This window comes from Actinoplanes sp. NPDC048791, from assembly GCF_040650095.1.
In the GTDB taxonomy this organism is placed as follows: domain Bacteria; phylum Actinomycetota; class Actinomycetes; order Mycobacteriales; family Micromonosporaceae; genus Actinoplanes.
On record NZ_JBEZGQ010001217.1, the window covers coordinates 1 to 2,271 of the forward strand.

Annotated in this window: 2 protein-coding genes; one reads left to right on the forward strand and one right to left on the reverse strand. The window is 73.9% G+C overall.

Features of this window, described 5'->3' with window-relative positions; translation table 11 throughout:
* Nucleotides 1-946, reverse strand: a 946-nt coding sequence (locus AB0C29_RS44550; protein ID WP_360833878.1) for a serine/threonine-protein kinase, incomplete at its 3' end; no start/stop codon positions are given.
* A 180-nt stretch (nucleotides 947-1,126) separates the two neighbouring features.
* Between AB0C29_RS44550 and AB0C29_RS44555 the strand changes: the two genes are divergently transcribed.
* Nucleotides 1,127-2,271 (forward strand): GGDEF domain-containing protein (locus AB0C29_RS44555; RefSeq protein WP_360833880.1); only part of this gene is annotated, 1,145 nt, incomplete at its 3' end.

Genomic DNA, 2,271 nt, shown 5'->3' on the forward strand with positions numbered 1-2,271 from the left:
CGAAGAGCGTGCCGGACCGGGCCGGCGGCGATCCGGCCGGGTCGTGGTCCGGCCGCGGCTCGGCCACGGCCATCGCCGTGACCACGTCGTCGGGGACCGGGCGGGCCGGCAGCGGCACGGCCGGCTGGCCGGTGGCGAGCAGCAGGTCGAGCAGCTCCCGGGCGGTCGGCCGGTCGGCCGGTTCCTTGGCCAGGGTCCGGGCGACGATCCCGCGCAGCGTCGGGGGCAGCCCGGTGAGGTCCGGCTGCTGGGTCAGGATGCGCATCGCGGTGGCCGGAGCCGAGTCGCCCTGGAAGGGCGTGCGGCCGGTGGCCGCGAAGGTGACCACCGCGCCCCAGGCGAAGATGTCGGCGGCCGGGCTGAGCCGCAGGCCGGGATGCTCGTCGAAGCGCTCCGGCGCCATGTAGGCGACGGTGCCGACCATCTGGTCGGTACGCGTGTGCTGGCTGGTCGCCTCCAGCGGTCGGGCGATGCCGAAGTCGATCACCTTGAGCCCGCCCAGCGCGAACAGCACGTTGCCCGGCTTGAGGTCGCGGTGGATGACCCCGGCACCGTGGATGGCGGTCAGCGCGGTGGCGATGCCGACCGCGGCGCTGTGCAGGGCGGCCGGGGAGAGCGGGCCGTTCTCGCGGACGACATCGGTCAGCGCCGGCCCGTCGACGTACTCGACCACCAGGTACGGCGGCTCGTGGTCGAGGTCGGCGCCGAGCACCTCGGCGGTGCAGAACGGCGGCACCTGCCGGGCCCGGTTGACCTCGCTGCGGAACCGGCCGAGGAACTCCTCGTCGCGGATGAACTCGGCGCGCACCACCTTGACGGCGACCAGCCGGCCCTGCGGCGAGCGCCCCAGGAAGACGGTGCCCATGCCGCCGGCGCCGAGGCGGCCGAGCAGCTCGTACTCGCCGAGGTGGGCCGGGTCGCCCGGGCGCAGGGGCTGACTCGACAAAGGTCCCTCTCCCCACGCCTCATGACACGCCGATGGGCACACTATCGCGCGCTCGCCGGGCTGACATCCCCGGCCGGGGGCATCGGGGCCGGGCGTGCAGGACTGCTGCCCCGGCGGCCGCCCGGAGGCCGGGAAGGGCGGGAACCTCAGGTCGGGTCGGGGCCGACCGATTGACGGGGAGTGCTGACGGGACGCGTCGACCGCTGGTGGTCGCTCTGGATGGGCGCGGGAACCCTCGTGTGCCTGGCTTATCCGCTGGTGCCCTCCGACGCCGCGCAGGGAGTGATCTCCTGGGTGGTCGGCCTCGCGGCGCTGCTGGTCACCATCGCCGGGATCCGGCGCAACCGGCCCGCCGCCGCCCGCTGCTGGTACGTCGTGCTGGCCAGCCTGGTGCTGTGGGTGCTGGGTGACATCGCGTTCTCGGTGAGCGGCCTGGTGCTGCCCGCGCTGCCGTTCCCGTCGTGGGCCGACGCCTTTTATCTCAGCGCGTACGTGCCGCTCATCGCCGGTCTCTACGGCCTGGCCCGCAGCCACCGCCAGCGCCCCCTGGCTGGCCTGGTCGACACGCTGATCATCGCGGCCGGCCTGGGCCTGGTCTACTGGATCTTCGTGATCGGGCCGATCCTGGCCGATCCGGCCACGCCGCTGCTCGCCCGGCTCGCCACGGTCGGCTACCCGACCGCCAGCGTGCTGATGATCGCCGTGGTGGCCCGGCTGGCGACCCGGGCCGCCCACCCGACGCCCAGCCACTGGCTGCTGATCATCGGCAGTGTGGCGACGCTGGCCTCCAACGCCATCTTCACGCTGCTCCCGGCGATGGTGCCGGGCACCGGTGACGTGATCTACGTCGGGTTCCTCATCGCCTACGTCTACTGGGCCGGCGCGGCTCTGCACCCGTCGGTGAGTGCGCCGCCGGTCCGCGAGCTGGGGGAACGTTTCGGCAAGGGCCGGCTCGCGGTGCTCACCTGCGCGACTCTGATCGTCCCGGCGGTGCTCTTCGTGCAGGGCAGCAGCGGGCACCGGCCGGTCAGCTGGCTGGCCATCGGGCTCGGCGCCGTGCTGCTGTTCCTGCTCGTGCTGCTGCGGATGTCGGGCTTCGTGGCCCAGGTGCAGAGCCAGGCCGCGCGGCTCGAGGTGCTGGCCATGCACGACGAGCTGACCGGGCTGGCCAACCGGCGACTGTTCGAGCAGCGGGTCCGCGAGGCCCTGGCGACCGGTTCCCCGCAGGTGGCGATGCTGGACCTGACCGGCTTCAAGGCGGTCAACGACCGCCTCGGCCACACCGTCGGCGACCGGCTGCTGGTCGCCGTGGCCGGCCGGCTGGT